At 74.8% G+C, this 202-nt stretch carries 1 protein-coding gene; it reads right to left on the reverse strand.

The genetic code is table 11. The annotated features are described in order from the left end of the window. On the reverse strand, nucleotides 1-202 hold a 202-nt coding region (locus tag IF43_RS37690; protein WP_037891835.1), incomplete at both ends, for a beta-ketoacyl synthase N-terminal-like domain-containing protein.

Below are 202 nucleotides of genomic sequence, written 5' to 3' on the forward strand. Positions count from 1 at the left end.
GACGGCCGAACCGCGCACGACGGCGAGGATCGGGTGGCCGTTGCGCACGGCGTCGGACTGGCGCTCGACGAGGAGCATGCCCGCGCCCTCGGCCCAGCCAGTCCCGTCCGCACCCTCCGCGAACGACTTGCAGCGCCCGTCCGCGGCGAGCCCGCGCTGGCGGCTGAAGTCGACGAACGTCTCCGGGGTCGCCATGATCGCG

Source organism: Streptomyces sp. NRRL S-87 (genome assembly GCF_000719335.1).
In the GTDB taxonomy this organism is placed as follows: Bacteria; Actinomycetota; Actinomycetes; order Streptomycetales; family Streptomycetaceae; genus Streptomyces.